The sequence below is a fragment of the Pacificispira sp. genome (assembly GCF_965228185.1).
Classification (GTDB): domain Bacteria; phylum Pseudomonadota; class Alphaproteobacteria; order UBA8366; family Aestuariispiraceae; genus Pacificispira.
In genome coordinates this window covers 729,342-746,859 of the sequence record NZ_CBDDHE010000002.1, presented here as the reverse complement: position 1 = coordinate 746,859, position 17,518 = coordinate 729,342, and the positions used below count along the sequence as shown (strand labels likewise).

The following is a 17,518-nucleotide window of genomic DNA, read 5'->3' as shown; positions in this document are numbered from 1 at the left end:
ATGCAGGAAGCCCTGTCGACCCCGTTCGACGCGCGCATGACCGTGATGGAAGGCGATATCACTCGCCTTTCCGTCGATGCGGTCGTAAACGCGGCGAATGAAAGCCTCCTCGGCGGGGGTGGGGTGGACGGGGCGGTCCACCGGGCGGCCGGGCCGGAGTTGCTGGAACAATGCCGCAAGTTGGGCGGCTGTCCGACCGGCGAGGCCAGGATTACCCCGGGTTTCCGCATGGCGGCGCGCCACATCATCCATACCGTCGGGCCGGTCTGGCAGGGCGGCGGCGAGGATGAGGACGCGCTTCTGGCGGAATGTTACCGCAACAGCCTGTCGCTGGCGGAAGAAAATGGCGCCAGGACCGTCGCCTTTCCGGCGATATCCACCGGGGCCTACGGCTTCCCTCTCGACCGCGCGGTCGGCATCGCGGTCAAAACGGTAGCCGCCTATCTTGCGCAGACGGAGGCGGTCGATAGCGTGGTGTTCTGCTGTTTCGACGGGAAAACGGCGGCCCTATACCAAACGGCGCTTGCGGGTGGAACGGTCCCCGCCGCCGACACATAATTTTCATAAAACCGTTCCAGGGCGGACTCGCACGACCGGTAGGCAGACAATTCTGATTTCGGCGGGTGCCCCATGTCTGTTCGCGACCTCGATTACCTGTTCAAACCGGCGTCCATCGCCCTGATCGGCGCGTCCAAGCGGCCGGGCTCCGTCGGGGCGGTTTTGGCGCGGAACCTGTTCGCGGGTGGGTTTGACGGGCCGATCATGCCGGTCAATCCCCATCACACGGCCATCGGCGGCTCGCTGGCCTGGCCGGATATTGCCTCGCTACCCATGACGCCGGATTTGGCGGTGGTAGCGACGCCGGCAGATGCCGTCCCCGGGGTCGTTGCGGATCTGCGGGATAAGGGCTGCAGGGCGGTGTGTGTCATCACGGCGGGTTTCGGCGAAGGCGGCGACGCGGAAGGCGAGGCGCGCCGTGCGGCCCTGCTGGAAGCGGCCGGGCCAATGCGCGTTCTGGGCCCCAATGTCCTGGGTCTGATGGTTCCCGGCATGGGGCTGAACGCCAGCTTCGCCCATCGCGACCCGCTGCCGGGCGACCTGGCCTTCATCGCCCAGTCCGGCGCGATGCTGACGTCCGTCCTGGATTGGGCGACGGGGCGCGGTATCGGCTTTTCCCATCTGGTCAGCCTGGGCGACAAGATCGATGTCGATTTCGGCGATATGCTGAACTATCTGGCCACCGACCCGAAGGTTCGGGCGATCCTGCTCTATATCGAAGCCATCGGCGATGCCGCGAAATTCATGTCAGCGGCCCGCGCCGCTGCGCGCACCAAGCCCGTCGTCGCGATCAAGGCCGGGCGCGTCGCGGAAGGGGCCAAGGCCGCCAGTTCCCATACCGGCGCGCTGGCCGGGTCGGACGCAGTCTACGACGCCGCCTTCCGCCGGGCGGGCATGCTGCGCGTCTATGACATGCGCGAATTGTTCGATGCGGTGCAAACCCTGTCCAGCGAGCTGCGGCGCATGGGCACGCTGGGCGCGGCGGAGGCGATGACCGGGCCGGGCGACCGCTTGGCGATCCTGTCGAATGGCGGCGGCATTGGCGTGCTGGCCACGGACAGCCTGATCGAACAGGGCGGTCAGTTGGCGGCCTTGTCCCCGGCGACGATCGAACGCCTGAACGGTTGCCTGCCGCCGACCTGGAGCAAGGCCAACCCGGTCGACATCATCGGCGACGCGCCTGGATCGCGTTATTCCGAGGCGCTGGAGGCATTGCTGGAAGATGACGGTGCCGATGCAGTTCTGGTGTTGAACTGCCCGACCGCGATCAGCGATTCGATGGAAGCGGCAGAGGCGGTTCTGAAAGTCGCGGCCGGTCACAAGCGCCCGATCCTGACCAGCTGGCTGGGCGACGGGTCGGCACAGCCGTCGCGGCGGCGTTTCGTCGAAAGCCGGGTGCCGACCTATTTCACGGCGGAAGAGGCGGTGCGTGGCTTCATGCATGTCGTGCGCTACCGCCGCAACCAGATGAATCTGATGCAGGTCCCGGCCGCGAAGGCGGAGGTCGCGCCGGACCGGGACATGGTGCGCGGATTGATCGATCGGGCCCTGGCCGAGAACCGCCCCTGGCTCAGCGAGGTCGAGGCCAAACAGGTGCTGCAGGCCTATGGCATCCCCATCGCCAGGACGGAAATCGCGCGCAGTCCGGAACAGGCCGAGGCTGCCGCGCGCGGCTTCTCGATGGGCGATCTGGTGGCGGTGAAGATACTGTCGCCCGACATCACCCATAAAAGCGATGTCGGCGGGGTGGTGCTGAACCTGACCACGCCGCAACAGGTGCGCGAGGCGACGGCGCAAATGATGGAGCGCCTGTCGATCGAATTCCCTGGCGCGCGGATCGACGGGGTGACCGTGCAGCAGATGGTCCGCCGCCCGAAGGCGCATGAACTGATCGTCGGTCTGAACGAAGACCCGCAATTCGGCCCGGTCGTGCTGTTCGGCAAGGGCGGCAAGGAGGTCGAGATTGTCGGCGACACAGTGACGGCCCTGCCGCCGCTGAACGACGTGTTGGCCCAGGCGGTGATCGAGGAAACGGCGGTCTATCGCCTGTTGAAAGGCTATCGCGACGAGCCGGCAGTGGATTTCGAGGCGATCCGAAATGCCCTGATCCAGGTCAGCCGGATTGCCGCCGATTTCGCCGAGATCAAGGAATTGGACATCAACCCGTTGATTGCCGATGCGCAGGGTGTCATCGCCCTGGACGCGCGCATCCGCGTCGCCGCCGCGACGGCGGCGGAAGCCGATGATCCATCCGCCCGCCTGGCGATCCGGCCCTATCCGCGGCATCTGGAAGGCACGGTCGCGCTGCAGGACGGGCGCCAGGTGGCGATCCGCCCGATCCGTCCGGAAGATGCGGGCGCGTTGCAGGTCCTTGTGGCGCGATCCGACGCTCAGGATATCCGGTTCCGCTTCCTGCATACGATGAAGGATTTGCCGGACCGGCTGGCGGCGCGGCTGTCACAGATCGATTATGCGCGCGAAATGGCCTTTGTCGCCATCGACCCGGATGATGACCAGGCGGTGATCGGCGTTGCCCGCCTGATCGCCGATGCCGACGGGACACAGGCGGAATACTCGATTCTGCTGCGCAAGGATCACCAGGGGGAAGGTCTGGGTTATGCGATGATGAACCGGCTGATCGAATTCGCGCGGGCGCGTGGGATCGGCCTGATCTATGGCGATGTCCTGGATGAGAACGAGCCGATGCTGTCCATGTGCGCCGATCTGGGTTTCAAGCGCGCGCCGCATGAAGACGATGCCAGCGTTCAGCGTGTCACGCTGAAACTGGCGTCGGACGGATAAAGCGGGAGACGATTTAGCGGGAGCCGGGCCGGACGTCAGGCGGCGTGGGCGGCGGCTTCGATCTCGTCGGCGCCGGTTTCCTCGGCGGCCTTCACGATCAACTCGCCGAACTCGCTCAGGAAGACCGAACCCTTGACCGTGCGCTGCACCAGAACGGAGCGGCGGTCGTCGGGATCCGGCTTGCGCCGTACCAGGCCCAGATCGGACAGTCGGTCCAAGGCGCGGGTTACCGCCGGCTTGGCGACATTCAGCGTTTCGGCCAGACCGCGTACGGTATGGGGTGACGCGCACAGATAGACGGTGGTCAGAACCGCCATCTGACGGGCGCTCAGGTCCGGGGAATCGCGTCGCACGCTCTCGACGATGGCTCCGCGCCAGATGTCCAGGGCTTGTGTCGCGTTCACGGCTCTTCTCCGAATTGGTTTGCTGTCGTGACGATTCGGTACCGCGATTCGGTACGATTCTGAAACGATTAATTTAAGATGGGCCGCTTCGCGCCGGGAGGCAAGGGGAACAGCGCAGAAGTTTACCCGAATCGTCTGCGAATCGCCTCGAAAACGGCGCGAATGCCTTGCGCCTCTCCACCCTCGGGCCGGCCGGGTTTGGTGGCGACATTCCAGCTCATCAAATCGAAATGTGCCCATTCGATCCCGGGTTCGACAAATTTTTCCAGGAACAGGGCGGCGGTAATCGCGCCGGCATAGCCGCCGGAGGAGATGTTGTTCGTATCCGCGATCTTGCTGTCCAGCATACTGGCATAGGGCTTGTGCAGCGGCAGCCGCCACATCGGGTCCTGCGCCGTCTTGGCACCGTCCTGCAGATCGTCGGCCAGGGCATCGGAATTGCTGAACATCGCGGGCAGATCGGTACCCAGCGCGACCCGCGCCGCACCGGTCAGCGTGGCGAAATCGATCAGCAGTTCCGGCTTTTCTTCGCAGGCCAGACACAGGGCGTCGCCCAGAACCAGGCGTCCTTCGGCGTCGGTATTGCCGACTTCGACGGTGATCCCCTTGCGCGTGGCCAGAATGTCCATCGGCCGGAAGGAATCGCCGGAAACGCTGTTCTCCACCGCCGGGATAAGGACCCGCAGGTTGACCGGCAGCTTGCTGGCCATAATCATCCGCGCCAGACCCAGGACCTGCGCCGCGCCGCCCATATCCTTCTTCATCATCAGCATGGCGCTGGACGGTTTCAGGTCCAGTCCGCCCGTGTCGAAACACACGCCCTTGCCGACCAGGGTCACCTTCGGATGCGCCGGTTTGCCCCAGCGCAGATCGATCAGCCGGGGCGGGCGCGACGAGGCGCGGCCGACGGCATGGATCATCGGGAAATTCTCGCGCAGCAGATCGTCGCCGACGACGGTTTCGCAGGCGCCGCCGAAATCCCGCGCCAGGGCACTGGCGGCAGATGCCAGTTCGCCCGGTCCCATATCCGATGCCGGCGTGTTGACCAGATCGCGGGTCAGATAGATCGCCGCGGCGGAGGCCATGACCGCGCCTCTATCGGCATTGTCCGGCCAGACCAGTTCCCGGGGCGGTTCCTCCCGCTTTTTGTAACGGTCGAAGACATAGCTGCCGAGCGCCCAACCCAGACAGGCGCGATAGGCCGCGTCCTTGTCCGACGGGGCGGGGTCGAGCGTATAGCGCCCGGCCGGCAGCCGGGCCGATGCGGCACCCCAGGACCAGATATCGTCGGCAGCCTCCAGGATCAGCAGGAAGTCGTTCGGCGCGCCTTCGGCGTCCGGCAGGGCGGTGACGGACCCGGCCTTGGCCTTGAACCCCAGCCCGTCCAGCCAGGTGCGGACGCGGTCCGGTTGGCCCTTCATCCAGGCGTCGAATTCATCCTTTGCGACGGCGCTGAGGCGGCGCGTCGCATCGTCGGTGCGCGCGACGAAACACTGCATGGTTCATCCCTTCGTTTGAGGCGGATTGGTTGTAGCCCGTCCGGCCCGCGAGTCCAAGCCGTGGCCCAATGTCATTCCTGCCGGGGGATCAGCATTTCGGGGCGGGAACCGCCGTGATATCGATCAGGCGCGATTCGACGACCATGAAACCCATATCGACGGTCAGCCGTGTGGCGACACCGTTCGGCAGCATGTCGACGATATAGGTCGTCTCCGGCTCGGAATCCGTTTCCGCGAATTCGAACAGGGTTGTGACGACGCGGCGCAGATCGCCCTGAACCAGGTTATCCGGATCGTCGATCCCGCCCTGGATCGGTTCCGGCTGTCCCGCCAGGATATCGGTGCCGCGCATGGGCGAGGGCGATTCCCCGTCGAACATCAGATAGGTCACCAGCTTCGCGCCGTCCTGCCAGATTTGCCGGATCGACTCGCGGGTCGCCGAAATCGGAAAGGACGTCCCCTTGGGCAGAGGGAAGCTTACCTCGCGCGGCTTCTTGAAGGTCGCCGTGCCCTGGCCGTCCGCATCCAGTTCGGCGCGGCCCCGGATCGTTTCCGTCAGCTCGCCACCGACGCGGACGGTGGATTCGAACTCCATCCACCGGCCCTCGATGTCTTCGCGGATCATGCTTTCGGCATCGACCTCGATGGACGGGTTTTCGGCCGCGCCGCCGGTCATCGTAAGGTGGTTCTGGGAGGTCCAGGCCTCGCAACCACGGATGACGGAGATGTCCATCCCGCCATTCACCGAGGCGATATCCCCGACCCGCGTTTCCAGGAGATGAAGCGAATAGCGCGCGGTATAGGGGACCAGCGTGACCGGATCTTCCGCCACGGACGGGCTGGAAAACAGCGCTGTTCCGGCGATTGCGGCGGCGGCGAACAGCGACGATCCTGGAATGCGAAACATGATGCTCCCGTCAGTTGCGGCGGCTCAACAGACCGCGGGCGATAACCTGAGCCTGAATTTCCCCGGTCCCTTCGAATATGTTCAGTATTCGCGCGTCGACAAGGACCCTGGAAATCTCCGTCTCTTCGGCATAGCCGATCCCGCCGTGAATTTGCAATGCGTCGTCGGCGGCCGCCCAGGCGGTCCGCGCGGCCAGCAGTTTCGCCATCCCGGCCTCGACGTCGCAGCGCCGCCCGGTATCCTTCGATACGGCCGCGAAACGCGTCAATTGCCGGACGATTTCGGTTTCCGCCGCCATCAGCGCGATCTTGTCGGAAATCCGCGGGAAGGAGATCAACGGCTTGCCGAACTGTTTGCGCGTCGTCGCATAGTCCAGCGCCAGCCGCAGCGCGTTGCGCGCCACGCCGACGGCCCGCGCCGCCGTCTGGATGCGCGCGGATTCGAAGGTCGCCATCAATTGCCGGAAACCATCGCCCTCGTTGCCGCCCAACAGGTTCGCCGCCGGGACCTCGAACCGATCGAAGGCGATGTCGTATTCCTTCATGCCCCGATAGCCCAGGGTGCGGATTTCGCCGCCGCGCATGCCCTCGGCCGGGAAGGGATTGCTTTCCGTCCCGCGCGGTTTTTCCGCCAGCAGCATCGACACGCCGCGGTGATCCTTGCTGCCGGCCTCGGTCCGGACCAGCAGGGTCATGAGATCACTGCGCCCGCCATGGGTGATCCAGGTCTTCGCGCCCGACACCTGATAGACAGGCCCCCGTCGGACGGCGCGGGTGGACAGATGGGCCAGATCGGAGCCGATATCCGGTTCTGTGAACACGGCCGTCGGCAGGATCTCCCCCGACGCGATGCCGGGCAGGAAGCGCTGCTTCTGTTCTTCGGTGCCCGACTGGCCGATCAACTCGCCGGCGATTTCAGGGCGCGTCGCCAGCGATCCGGTCGGCAGGTGATAGGCGGATAGTTCCTCCGTCACCGCGACCATGGCGCGCTTCGACAGGCCCAGCCCGCCATAGGCTTCTGGTATCGTGATTGCGAAGGTACCCAGCGCCGCGACACTGGCCACCGTCTCGTCGGGGATCAGCGCGTCCTTCAGGTGCCAGCCATGGCAATGGGGCGCGATTTCCGCCTCGGCGAAGCGCCGGTACTGATCGCGCATCATGGCGATGTCGTCATCCTCGTCCGCCGGATCGCTGAATCCATGCCGGGCCATGGCGAAAGCCGTGGCCGCGCGGATTTCCGGCAAATCCCGATCCTCGATCAAGGCGCGCACAACCGGGTCTGCGGCGATCTCAGCCGCTGCGTCTGCAAGGCCCAGAGCGGCGGGCCGGGCGATTTCGGTCTGGCTCATCGGCAGGCCGTAGAGGATGCGCGCCAGATATTCCGCGAAGCCGATGCGCAGAATGCCGGCCTCCACCGGCCCCATCCGATCGCTGGCCTCCAGACGCGCGGCCCAGGCGTCCAGGGCGGTTAATCCGGCGATATGGGCAACCAGCCAGGCGGTCCCATGCGCCCGGTGCTGGGCATGTTCGAACCGCAGGGCGTCGGTCTTGCCGCTGTCCGGGTTGGTGCATTGGGCGCGCAATGCCTCAATGGCGCCGGTGCCGAGGGCTTCCAGCCCGGCGAGGACGGTCTGTCGGGTCTCTTGGGTAATCACGGCCTGGGATCAGTCCCGGAACGGGGCGGGCCGGCCGCCATGGCGCGGACTATGCGCATTGCGGGCGCCGCGATTGGCGCGCGGCTGAAAGGACAGGACGTTCTGGGCATCCCGGCCTTCGACGCGGGGCGGTCTGTCGGCCTCGGCACGTTCCGCCTTTTCCCGCGCGGCGTCCCGGGCGAGGGTCAGGCCTGCCTGTTCCACAACCGTATCGCCGTTCATGGGAAAAGTGGCATTGAAACCGCCATGCCGGTGGCGCACGAGGGCGGCGGGTTTCCGCCCAAAAATCCAGAGGTCCGCCATGCCGGATCGTTCCTTCGTCAGGCCAAGCACCTACGACCGATAGATGGCACGCGCCGGTCCGGACCGCAAGGGCTGGGGCTTGCCCGCCCCCATCGCCAAGAGTATCAGAAGCCTTACCCCCTAGAGGAAAGCCGTCCTTTGGATATCGTCATCAACATCCTGCTGCCGGTTTTCGGCATTGCCGCGATCGGTTATGCGGCGGCGCGGATGCGGTGGTTTGCCGAATCGGCGGAATCCGGCGTCTCTAACTTCGTCTTCAACTATGCCGTTCCCTTCATGCTGTTCCGGACGATCGCGACCACCGATCTGCCGGACCGGATGCCCTGGGACCTGTTCGGCAGCTATTACCTGCCGGCTTTCACGGTTTTCGGCATCGGCATGGCGCTGGGCCGTTTCGTGTTCGGGCGCGATGCGATGGGCGCGATCCTGACGGGGATGGGCAGCGCCTTTTCGAATACGGTCCTATTGGGCCTGCCGCTGATCCTTTTGGCCTATGGCGAGGCGGCGGCGCTGCCGTTCTTCCTGATCCTGTCGGTGCATGGGCTGCTGTTGTTCACCGGCACGACGATCATGCTGGAACTGGCCCGCAGCGCGGGGGGCAGTCTGGCGGGCGTCCCAGCCCAGGTCGTGCTAGGGCTGATCCGCAATCCGATCCTGATCGGCCTCGCCGCCGGTCTGACGGCCAATCTGGCCGGGCTGGAACTGCCGGTGCCCGTCGCGCGGATCGCGGAAACCTTCCAAGGCGCGGTCCTGCCTTGCGCGCTATTCGTGCTGGGCGCGTCGCTGAAGCGCTATGGCGTTGCCGGCCGGGTGGTGCAGTCCCTGGCGCAGGTGTCGCTGAAGCTGCTGGTCTTCCCGGCGCTGGTCTATCTGGCCGGCACCTATATCTTCGACCTGGATCCGGTCTGGGTTCAGATCGCCGTCATCACCGCCGCCCAGCCCAGCGGCGTCATGGTCTATCTGTTCGCGCAGCGCTATGGGACCGCTCAGGCGCTAGCCACGACCTCGATCTTCCTCGCCACGGTCGGATCGGCTTTCACCTCCTGGGCGATCCTCTGGCTGTTCAGCCTGTAGTCGTTGCGCGGCGCGCGGGTCGGGCGTATAACCGCGATATGAACACGTTCTTCTCATACGGGCGTCCGATTGTGATCGGGCGAATTACGGACCCGGCCCCCCGCGATTGACGCGGCTGGGGGTGCCGGGCGTTTGCCGCTACCCGTATTCGAGAAGAGGCTTCCCATGCTGACGATGCTGCGCGCCGAGGGCCGAGTGCCCCAATCGGCGACCCGCGCTTTACCCGCCGTTCAAACCGCCTGTTTTTCCGTGACCGCCGATGCCGATCCGGGCATGCTTTCCCGGGTCCTGGGACCCGTCGCCAAGCGTGGTCTGGTCATCGACCGGGTCAACGCGTTGCGCGAGGACGGGGCCGATCCGGTGCTGCTGATCGACATGCAGGTCAGTGGCCTGGACGATCAGGGACGGGACATCGTCGCGGCGGTTCTGTCCCAGACGGTCGGCGTGCGGTCCGTTCTGGTTTGCGATAAACATGCCGGCCGCGCGGCCTGACGGACCGGCGGTGCGCACGGGAGAGGACGTTCGGAAAGTGGCGTATCTCGACAGGCTGGCGGCCTGCAACAATGCCGACATGACCCGCTACAAGCCGCTCTATGGGCGCGGCGCCCGTATCGGCTGGGTTCATGAGGAGAACCTGGATCTGCTGTCGCGTTTTCCCGATGTCTTTTCGGTCGCGGAACGGCGGGTCGACCTCAGCCTGACCCTATACGACTACGACACGGCCACCGCCGCCCTGGACGGCGCGTTGAGGCAGTTGGCGGCAGACGGCCATATTCGCGCCTGGCGCGGTGAACGCTATGCCGTCGCCGCGCGTTTCGGGGCGGAACCCTTGATGGGAATCGAACGGGCGGCCTGCGCGCTTTTGGGCATCCGGTCCTGGGGCATTCATGTGAACGGCTATGTCCGCCGCGAGGACGGGCTGCACCTGTGGATCGCCGAACGCGCCCATGACAAGCCGACCTATCCCGGACAGTTGGACAACACCGTCGCGGGCGGCCAGCCGGAAGGCATGGGGCTGTTCGACAATCTGGTGAAGGAATGTGCGGAGGAAGCATCGATCGGCCCGGACCTGGCCCGCCGCGCCGTGCCGGTCGGGGCGGTCTGCTATCGCCATGAGGCGGCCGACGGCCTGAAACCGGACGAGATGTTTCTCTATGATCTGGAACTGCCGGCGGACTTCACTCCGGTGCCGGACGACGGCGAGGTCGAGGCCTTTCACCTGATGCCGGCGGCGCAGGTCATGGAGATCGTCCGCGATACGGACCGCTTCAAGTTCAACTGCGCGGCCGTGCTGATCCATTTCTTCATCCGCCACGGCCTGCTGGACCCGGACGCGGAGCCAGACTACGCGGCCTTGTGCGCCGGGCTCAATCAGGGAACCCTGCTCGGGCCCTGACCTCCGCGGCGGACAGTCCGGACTGACGCATCGCCTCCAGGGTCAGGGATCTGTCCCGCTTGGCGAAGCGACGCCCCTGTTCGTCCGTCAGCAGCCCGTGATGGCGGTATTCCGGCTCCGGGAAGCCCAGCAGCGTCTGCAGCACGCGGTGAACATGCGTTGCGTGCAGCAAATCCTCGCCGCGCGTCACCCGCGAAACATGCTGCAAGGCGTCGTCGACGGTGACGGCCAGGTGATAGCTGGTCGGCACATCCTTGCGCCCCAGGACGACGTCGCCGCAGCTTTCGGGATGCACCGCGATCCGACCGCGATCCGTGTCGATGAAGCTCAACGGTCCGGTCATCCGCGCCGCGCGGTCCATATGGATACGGATGGCATGAGCCTCGCCCGCGGCGACGCGATCGCGTGCCTCGACCGGATCCAGATGTTTGCAAATTCCGGGATAGAGCGGCCCGTCCGGCCCATGCGGCGCGCGGGGGGCAGCATCGATCTCGGCCTGGATTTCCTTGCGCGTGCAGAAGCACGGATAGGTCAGGCCGCCTTCTTCCAGCACATGCAGGAATTTGTCATAGAGCGGGAACCGGTCGGACTGGCGCAGAACCGGCTGCGCCCAATCCAGACCGAGCCAGGCCAGGTCTTCCAGAATCCCGTCTTCGAATTCCGGCCGGCAGCGACCTGTATCGATATCTTCGATACGCAGCAGGAACACGCCGCCGATCGCCGCTGCCTCCCGGGCGGCGAACAGGGCGGAATGGGCGTGGCCCAGATGAAGGCGTCCGCTGGGGCTTGGTGCGAAACGGGTCGCGGGTCGGATTTCCGGTTGCATGCGTCTGGCGTAGTTTGGCGGCGCGGGGTAAGTCAAGCGGATGGACAAGCCGACCCTGATCCGCCATCTCGACGCCGTCGCCGAACGGGACCCACAGGTCGCCGACGGGCTGGCGCTGGTCGGCTATCCCGAACCGCGCCTGACCGAACACGGTTTCGCGACGCTGATGAACATCATCATCTCGCAGCAAATTTCGCGCGATGCCGCGACGGCCATCCGCCTGCGGGTCGATGCGCTGTATCCCGACGGTGCCGCCGAATCCTTTCTCGCCCTGTCGGACGACGATTTGAAGGGGGCGGGTCTATCGCGTCCCAAGATCGCCTATGCCAGAGGCCTGGCGCAGGCGATCGCGAACGGGACGTTGGATTTGTCCAAAGTCGCCGACATGCCCGATGCCGATGCCGTCGCGGCGATTGTCGCGCTGAAGGGGTTCGGCCGGTGGAGTGCCGAGATCTACTGCATGTTCGCGCTGCGCCGGGAAGACATGTTCCCGGGCGAGGATATCGCGCTGCAGGAGGCCATGCGGCGGCTCAAAGGGTTGGAGGCCCGGCCCAGCGCCAAGGATGCCCGGGCCCTCGCGGAGGCCTGGTCGCCCTGGCGTACCGCGATGTCCGTCTTCCTCTGGCACTATTACCGCGGCGCGCCGCAAAGCTGAGCCTTCATGCCGGTTTAATCGGCTGGCCAGTTTAACCGGTTGGCTTGGCCGTCAGAACGAATTCGACCGCCAGGTGACGGTCCATGCCGCGCTTGGTCAGTTTGTCCGGGAAAGGTCCGGCATCGCCATCCTGCAGCAAATCGCGTGGGCGCCATTCGCGGCATGCTTCGACGGCCAGCCCGGCGTTGGCGAATGCGTTCAGATGGTCGGCGAATTGATGGGGGTAGGTGGGCATATGGACCTCCTCCCCACCATCGCGAAAATGCGCCGCGACCCCGTCTCCGGACAGGAAGGGATGAATTTCGATCACGACGATCCGGCCGCCGCGTCTTACCAGACGCCGCGCCTCGATCAGGGGCGTTACCGGTTCCGCGATATGCTCCAGTACCAGACAGAAGACCGCCAGGTCGGCCATCGCGTCGGGCAGGGGCACCGGCCGCGCCATATCCGACGCGATCAGGTTCGCCCCAGGGACGCGATCGGCGGCTTGCGCCAGCATGCCTTCCGACAGGTCCAGCCCGGTCAGGCCGGCGGCTCCGCGTGCCGCGAAATGGGCTAGATTGCGTCCCGTTCCGCAACCGAACTCCACAATGTCGAGGCCTTCGACCGTTCCGTGTTGGCGGTCCAATATGCGCTGCGCAGCGAAAACCATGGGATTGTCGTAACCGTCATAATACGGCGCCCAGCGGTCATAGGCTTCCCGGACGGGCAAATCGACGATGATCTGGTCGGGCATGGCGTCAACATTCCTTGGCGGCGGCGTCGTCGGCATCAGGTGGGTTGAGAGGGAACGCTTCGCAAGCGCGGCTTGGGCGTTTGCACCCGGGGTCGTGATCGTCCAAGCTTATCCCGCCAAACAGACAATGCCGATAAGACCAAGCCGATAAGGAGACCGATAATGACCGACGCTGCGCTGACCGGACCGGAACACGCCCCCGCAACGGGTGAGGCGCCGGACCGGTTGATCGTCTTTCTGCACGGTCTCGGCGCGAATGGGAACGATCTGATTTCTTTGGCGCCGATCCTGGCGCAGGTCTTCCCCCGGGCGCATTTCGTCGCGCCGGATGCGCCCGATCCCTGCGACCTGTCGCCGATGGGACGCCAGTGGTTTTCTATGCAGGATCTGAAGACCGAAACCCTGTTTGAAGGGGTCAAGGCCGCCGCACCCTCTCTGGATGCGTTTCTGGATCAGCAGATGGATCGGTTTGGCCTTACGCCCGACCGGGTTGCCGTCGTCGGGTTCAGCCAGGGAACAATGCTGGCGCTGCACACCCTGATCCGGCGCGAACAGCCGATCGCGGCCATTCTGGGCTATTCCGGCATGCTGATCGCGCCGGGCGCCTTGGCGGACGATCTGGCCTGTCGGCCGCCGACCCTGCTGATCCATGGCGAAGAGGACGAGGTCGTTCCGCCGGAAATGAGCCGCATGTCAGGCGAGGCCTTGAAGATTGCCGGTTTCGATGTCGAGGTCGCCTTCTGCAAGGGACTGGGGCATTCGATCGATGAGCCGGGTTTGCGCCTAGGGGTGGAATTCCTGCTGCGCGCCTTCGGTGACAAGCCGGTCGAGGACGAGGCCGCAAACGACGCGAATTAGGACAGATCGCAAAAGACCAAAGCGCTGTTATAATCCTGTCATCGAAACCGGTTAGATGGAAACCACTGGCCGCCCCGATGTTACAACAAAATGATAAGTGTTTGGGGGGGGCCACAAAATGTTGTGGCGATCACAGAATATGGATAGATTGCCTTAAACGGTGACTGGATAACCGTTTCGGTTATGGGAGATTTGGAGAGCGGCCATGTTGACCGCCTTTGACAATAGCCCGGCCCTGGTACTGAACGCGGATTTCCGCCCGCTCAGTTACTTCCCGCTGTCAGTGTGGAACTGGCAGGACGCCATCAAGGCCGTCGTCGCGGAGCGCGTGAACGTGATCTCGGAATATGAGATAGAGGTTCACTCGCCGACCTGCTCTTTGCGTCTGCCCAGTGTCATTTCCCTGAAGGAATACATCGCCCCGGCCCGCCGGCCCGCCTTTACGCGTTTCAACGTCTTCCTGCGCGACCGGCTGGTCTGTCAGTATTGCGGCGACGCCTTCCCTGCGCATGACCTGACCTTCGATCATGTCGTGCCGCGCAGCCAGGGCGGCGTCACCTCCTGGGAGAATGTCGTGGCGGCGTGCGGCCCGTGCAATCTGGCCAAGGGCGGCCGGACCCCGCGCCAGGCACATATGCCCCTGCATCGCGAACCGATGGAACCGTCGACCTGGGAATTGCAGGAGAACGGCCGCGCCTTCCCGCCCAACTTCCTGCACGAAAGCTGGCGGGATTATCTTTACTGGGATACGGAACTGGAAACCTGACGCGCGCCGTGTCTATCCTGTCTGGCACAACTGAACAGGCAGGACCCCATGCGTATTTCCGAGACGGATAAAAAAGGCCTTTCCCAATCGCTCTGGGCGGCGACGGCAATTGCCGCGCCCGATTGCCCGCCGCTGACAGAAGATCGGCGTGCCGATGTCGCCGTGGTGGGCGGTGGCTTCGCCGGGCTTTCGGCCGCGCTGCATCTGGCCGAACGCGGTGTCGAGGTCTGTCTTCTGGAAGCGCAGGAACCGGGATTCGGCGCGTCGGGCCGCAATGGCGGTCAGGTTATCGCCGGCATCAAACATGAACTGGACGAACTGACTCGCCTGATAGGGCGCGACGCGGCGGAAAAGCTGATCGCCTTCACGGATCAGGCCGCGGACCGGGCCTTCGCTCTGATCGAAAGGCTGGGCATCGATTGCGACGCGGCCCGCGGCGGCTGGGTCCAGGGGGCGCATAGCGACGGCGCCCTGGACGGGCTGAAGGCCAAGGCGGAGCGACTTTCCGCACGCGGCGCCGATGTCGCCTTCCTGAGCGCGCCGGAAATGGCGGCGCTGACCGGCACGGATTGGTATCGCGGCGGCTATCTGGACCGGCGGGCAGGCACGGTTCAGCCGCTCAGCTATGCGCGCGGCCTCGCCCATGCCGCGATCAAGGCCGGGGCGGCGCTGCACGGCCACAGTCCCGTCACGGCATTGCGCGAAACCGCCGGCGGCTGGCGGGTCGAAACGGAGGGCGGCGCCAGCGTGACCGCGTCGAAGGTCCTGTTATGCACCAATGGATATTCCGATCTGACCGGCTATCTGCCCACCATCGTCAAGTCCGTGGTGCCCTTCTACAGCTATCAGATCGCCACAAAGCCCTTGTCGGACAATGTCCTGAAATCGCTTCCCGCCCATGGGCTGGGCGTATCCGAAACCCGTCGGATCCTCAGCTATTACCGGATCGACCGGGCGGGGCGTTTCGTTCTGGGTGCGCGCGGGGCGCTGAACGGGTCGCTGGCCGATCCGGCGTTCGATCTGTCGCGTGAACGGTTGCGCCAGTTGTTCCCGCATCTGACGGAAGAGCCGCTGGAATATGCCTGGAACGGCCGGGTCGCGATCACGCCTGATCACCTGCCGCGTTTCCTGGAAGCGGCACCGGGGCTGCATGCGGCAATGGGCTGGAACGGTCGGGGCGTCGCCCTGACCGGCGTCATGGGTCCGGTGCTGGCGGATTGGCTGACCGGCACCCCGGCGAAGGATCTGCCTGTGCCGGTAAGCGCGCCGCGGCCGATCCCGTTCCATGGCGCGATGCGGCCGATTTCCGGTCTGGCGGTGATGTGGAAGAATTTTCAGGACCGCAGCGAACGCGGCCGGGCTACACCCGCTCGCTGAGCCAGATCGCCAGTTTCGATGCCCGCTTGATGGCGGCGCTCAGCACCGGATAGGCGGGGGCCTGTTCCGCACCGTGGTCCAGACCGATATCGCGGTGTTCCAGCTCTTCCAGGCGGAATTCCTCGATCGTGTCGCGCAGTTCCGCCTCGCTGTCGTCCAGCGCGGCCTGCTGTTCCCGGTAGTGTTCGTCGATGACTTCCTCGACCGCGACGGTACAGGCCATGGCGGCCTTCTCGCCCAGCAGGGCCGTGCCCGCGCCCAGGGCGAAGCCGGCGACGTGCCAGATCGGCTGCAGCGCGGTGGGGCGCACCCGGCGCTCGGCGACCAGTTCTTCGAATTTCGCCAGATGGCGCTCTTCCTGCTCCGCCATATGACGCAGGATGTCGCCTTTCGGTCCCTTGCCCAATACGGCGATCTGGCCCTGATAGATGCGCTTGGCGCCGAATTCGCCGGCATGGTCGACGCGGATCATCGATTCCAGATCGCGCGTTCCGGGATTGTCGCCCGGCAGATATTTCGGCCCTTTGCGCGTTCGGTTCATGCCTTCCTCATCGCCGCCCGGATCGCAAGTGCGCCCAGTGCGGCCAATCCCAGCGATATCAGGAAATTATAGCCGGCCATGGAGATACCGAACAGGGTCCAGGGCGCTTCGTCGCAGGATGGTCCGGTCGGTCCGTCCGAGACATTGGAAAGGGCGGCGGATAGATCGCCGCTCAAGGACGCCGTGCCGCTGCAGCCCGACGGCCCGGCCCAGAACTGGTATTCGACCCCGGCATGATAACCGGCGATCCCAGCGCCGACCGCGATGGCGATCAGGGCGGTGATCGAAATCAACAGCGCCAGGGTCGGCCGGGTCTTGATCACCAAGGCCGCGAGGCAGCCGAGGCCCAGCGCGACCCACCAGGGCAGGCGCTGATACAGGCACAGCTGACACGGCACATAGCCAAAGACATGTTCGAAGGTATTGGCGGCGGCAAGCATGGCGGCACTTGCACCCGCGATAACCGTCGGCAGCCGCTTCGGCGGCAGATATTTTGCGAGCAGCGCGTTCATAGCAGAACTTTGATCAGTAGGAACCCGCCGATCAAGAGAATGAATCCCGCTGCGACGACAAGGCCCAGGCGCTTTTCGATGAAGTCGCGGATCGGTGCGCCGAATTTCCACAGAAGGGCCGCAACCAGGAAGAACCGCAGGCCGCGCCCGACCACCGACGCCGCCGTGAAGGCCATCGGATCCAGCGACAGGGCGCCCGATGCAATGGTCACGACCTTGTAGGGGAAAGGCGTCATCCCGCCGCCCAGCACGATCCACCAGCCATTATCCGCGAAATCCGCCTGAACGCCGGCCAGCGCATCCTGCGCGCCATAGAGCGCGACCAGCGGCTGGCCCACCGTATCGAACAGGAAATAGCCGATGCCATAACCGGCCAATCCGCCCAGTACGGACGCAACCGTGCAGACGAAGGCATAGCGGAAGGCTTTCTCCCGCGCGGCCAGGATCATCGGAATGAGCAGCGCATCCGGCGGTATCGGAAAGACTGAGCTTTCAATGAAGGAGACGGCGGCCAGCCACCAGATCGCATGCCGGTGTGCGGCCAGCGACAGGGTCCAGTCGTACAGGTGTCTGATCAGGAACATTCGGAAATCCAGCTCGGGAGGCGGTGACCGCCGCATCCCCTAGCCGAAACCGGCCCGAACGTCGAG

The 17,518-nt window shown here is 65.1% G+C and carries 19 protein-coding genes; 9 read left to right on the top strand and 10 right to left on the bottom strand.

Annotated elements, in window-relative coordinates:
• Together ACO06O_RS03490 and ACO06O_RS03485 are read left to right on the top strand one after the other, a co-directional pair.
• Complete coding sequence (locus ACO06O_RS03490; protein ID WP_421876313.1) at positions 1-558, top strand: O-acetyl-ADP-ribose deacetylase; 558 nt, start codon at positions 1-3, stop codon at positions 556-558.
• A 72-nt stretch (positions 559-630) separates the two neighbouring features.
• A complete protein-coding gene (locus ACO06O_RS03485; RefSeq protein WP_421876311.1) occupies positions 631-3,360 on the top strand; it encodes a GNAT family N-acetyltransferase in 2,730 nt (909 codons plus the stop codon).
• A 35-nt stretch (positions 3,361-3,395) separates the two neighbouring features.
• Here ACO06O_RS03485 and ACO06O_RS03480 read toward each other — a convergent pair whose 3' ends face one another.
• From ACO06O_RS03480 to ACO06O_RS03460, 5 genes are all read right to left on the bottom strand, one after another.
• Complete coding sequence (locus ACO06O_RS03480) at positions 3,396-3,764, bottom strand: MarR family transcriptional regulator (RefSeq protein ID WP_420418212.1); 369 nt, start codon at positions 3,762-3,764, stop codon at positions 3,396-3,398.
• A gap of 122 nt (positions 3,765-3,886) precedes the next feature.
• Positions 3,887-5,263: a leucyl aminopeptidase family protein gene (locus ACO06O_RS03475; RefSeq protein ID WP_421876308.1), complete on the bottom strand. Its 1,377-nt coding sequence runs from the start codon at positions 5,261-5,263 to the stop codon at positions 3,887-3,889.
• Between the two features lie 88 nt (positions 5,264-5,351).
• A complete protein-coding gene (locus tag ACO06O_RS03470; protein ID WP_421876306.1) occupies positions 5,352-6,170 on the bottom strand; it encodes an EipB family protein in 819 nt (272 codons plus the stop codon).
• 10 nt (positions 6,171-6,180) lie between these two features.
• A complete protein-coding gene (locus tag ACO06O_RS03465; protein WP_421876304.1) occupies positions 6,181-7,824 on the bottom strand; it encodes an acyl-CoA dehydrogenase family protein in 1,644 nt (547 codons plus the stop codon).
• Between the two features lie 9 nt (positions 7,825-7,833).
• Positions 7,834-8,127 carry a hypothetical protein gene (locus ACO06O_RS03460; protein ID WP_421876302.1) on the bottom strand — a complete coding sequence of 98 codons (294 nt, stop codon included), beginning with the start codon at positions 8,125-8,127 and terminating at the stop codon, positions 7,834-7,836.
• Between the two features lie 138 nt (positions 8,128-8,265).
• Between ACO06O_RS03460 and ACO06O_RS03455 the strand changes: the two genes are divergently transcribed.
• From ACO06O_RS03455 to ACO06O_RS03445, 3 genes are all read left to right on the top strand, one after another.
• Positions 8,266-9,201: an AEC family transporter gene (locus tag ACO06O_RS03455; RefSeq protein WP_421876300.1), complete on the top strand. Its 936-nt coding sequence runs from the start codon at positions 8,266-8,268 to the stop codon at positions 9,199-9,201.
• A gap of 165 nt (positions 9,202-9,366) precedes the next feature.
• Positions 9,367-9,693 (top strand): hypothetical protein, encoded by a 327-nt coding sequence (locus tag ACO06O_RS03450; protein ID WP_421876298.1) that lies wholly within the window; start codon positions 9,367-9,369, stop codon positions 9,691-9,693.
• 37 nt (positions 9,694-9,730) lie between these two features.
• Positions 9,731-10,597, top strand: coding sequence for a DUF4743 domain-containing protein (locus ACO06O_RS03445; protein WP_421876296.1), 867 nt, complete (start codon positions 9,731-9,733; stop codon positions 10,595-10,597).
• On the opposite strand, the gene gluQRS is transcribed toward ACO06O_RS03445, so the two are convergent.
• Positions 10,569-11,423 carry a tRNA glutamyl-Q(34) synthetase GluQRS gene (gene gluQRS, locus ACO06O_RS03440; RefSeq protein WP_421876294.1) on the bottom strand — a complete coding sequence of 285 codons (855 nt, stop codon included), beginning with the start codon at positions 11,421-11,423 and terminating at the stop codon, positions 10,569-10,571. The two genes, ACO06O_RS03445 and gluQRS, sit on opposite strands and share 29 nt — an antisense overlap.
• Positions 11,424-11,463: 40 nt before the next feature.
• Between gluQRS and ACO06O_RS03435 the strand changes: the two genes are divergently transcribed.
• Entirely contained in the window at positions 11,464-12,078 is a 615-nt protein-coding gene (locus tag ACO06O_RS03435; protein ID WP_421876291.1) for a DNA-3-methyladenine glycosylase family protein, read from the top strand.
• Between the two features lie 31 nt (positions 12,079-12,109).
• On the opposite strand, the gene ACO06O_RS03430 is transcribed toward ACO06O_RS03435, so the two are convergent.
• Positions 12,110-12,814 (bottom strand): class I SAM-dependent methyltransferase, encoded by a 705-nt coding sequence (locus ACO06O_RS03430; RefSeq protein ID WP_421876289.1) that lies wholly within the window; start codon positions 12,812-12,814, stop codon positions 12,110-12,112.
• A gap of 162 nt (positions 12,815-12,976) precedes the next feature.
• On the opposite strand from ACO06O_RS03430, the gene ACO06O_RS03425 reads away from it, so the two are divergent.
• The 3 genes from ACO06O_RS03425 to ACO06O_RS03415 all read left to right on the top strand — a co-directional run bounded on the left by ACO06O_RS03425 (position 12,977) and on the right by ACO06O_RS03415 (position 15,815).
• Entirely contained in the window at positions 12,977-13,672 is a 696-nt protein-coding gene (locus ACO06O_RS03425) for an alpha/beta hydrolase (RefSeq protein ID WP_421876287.1), read from the top strand.
• A 205-nt stretch (positions 13,673-13,877) separates the two neighbouring features.
• Positions 13,878-14,438, top strand: coding sequence for an HNH endonuclease (locus tag ACO06O_RS03420; protein WP_420418200.1), 561 nt, complete (start codon positions 13,878-13,880; stop codon positions 14,436-14,438).
• 48 nt (positions 14,439-14,486) lie between these two features.
• A complete protein-coding gene (locus ACO06O_RS03415) occupies positions 14,487-15,815 on the top strand; it encodes an NAD(P)/FAD-dependent oxidoreductase (protein WP_421876285.1) in 1,329 nt (442 codons plus the stop codon).
• Here the strand turns inward: ACO06O_RS03415 and ACO06O_RS03410 are convergent.
• From ACO06O_RS03410 to ACO06O_RS03400, 3 genes are read right to left on the bottom strand one after another with little or no spacing between them, the layout of a single operon-like run.
• Positions 15,799-16,356 carry a demethoxyubiquinone hydroxylase family protein gene (locus ACO06O_RS03410; RefSeq protein ID WP_421876283.1) on the bottom strand — a complete coding sequence of 186 codons (558 nt, stop codon included), beginning with the start codon at positions 16,354-16,356 and terminating at the stop codon, positions 15,799-15,801. The two genes, ACO06O_RS03415 and ACO06O_RS03410, sit on opposite strands and share 17 nt — an antisense overlap.
• Positions 16,353-16,868, bottom strand: a complete 516-nt coding sequence (locus tag ACO06O_RS03405) for a disulfide bond formation protein B (RefSeq protein WP_420418197.1) — start codon at positions 16,866-16,868, stop codon at positions 16,353-16,355. The genes ACO06O_RS03410 and ACO06O_RS03405 overlap by 4 nt, the downstream gene beginning before the upstream one ends.
• Entirely contained in the window at positions 16,865-17,452 is a 588-nt protein-coding gene (locus ACO06O_RS03400; protein WP_421876281.1) for a YqaA family protein, read from the bottom strand. The genes ACO06O_RS03405 and ACO06O_RS03400 overlap by 4 nt, the downstream gene beginning before the upstream one ends.
• Positions 17,453-17,518 lie beyond the last annotated feature (66 nt).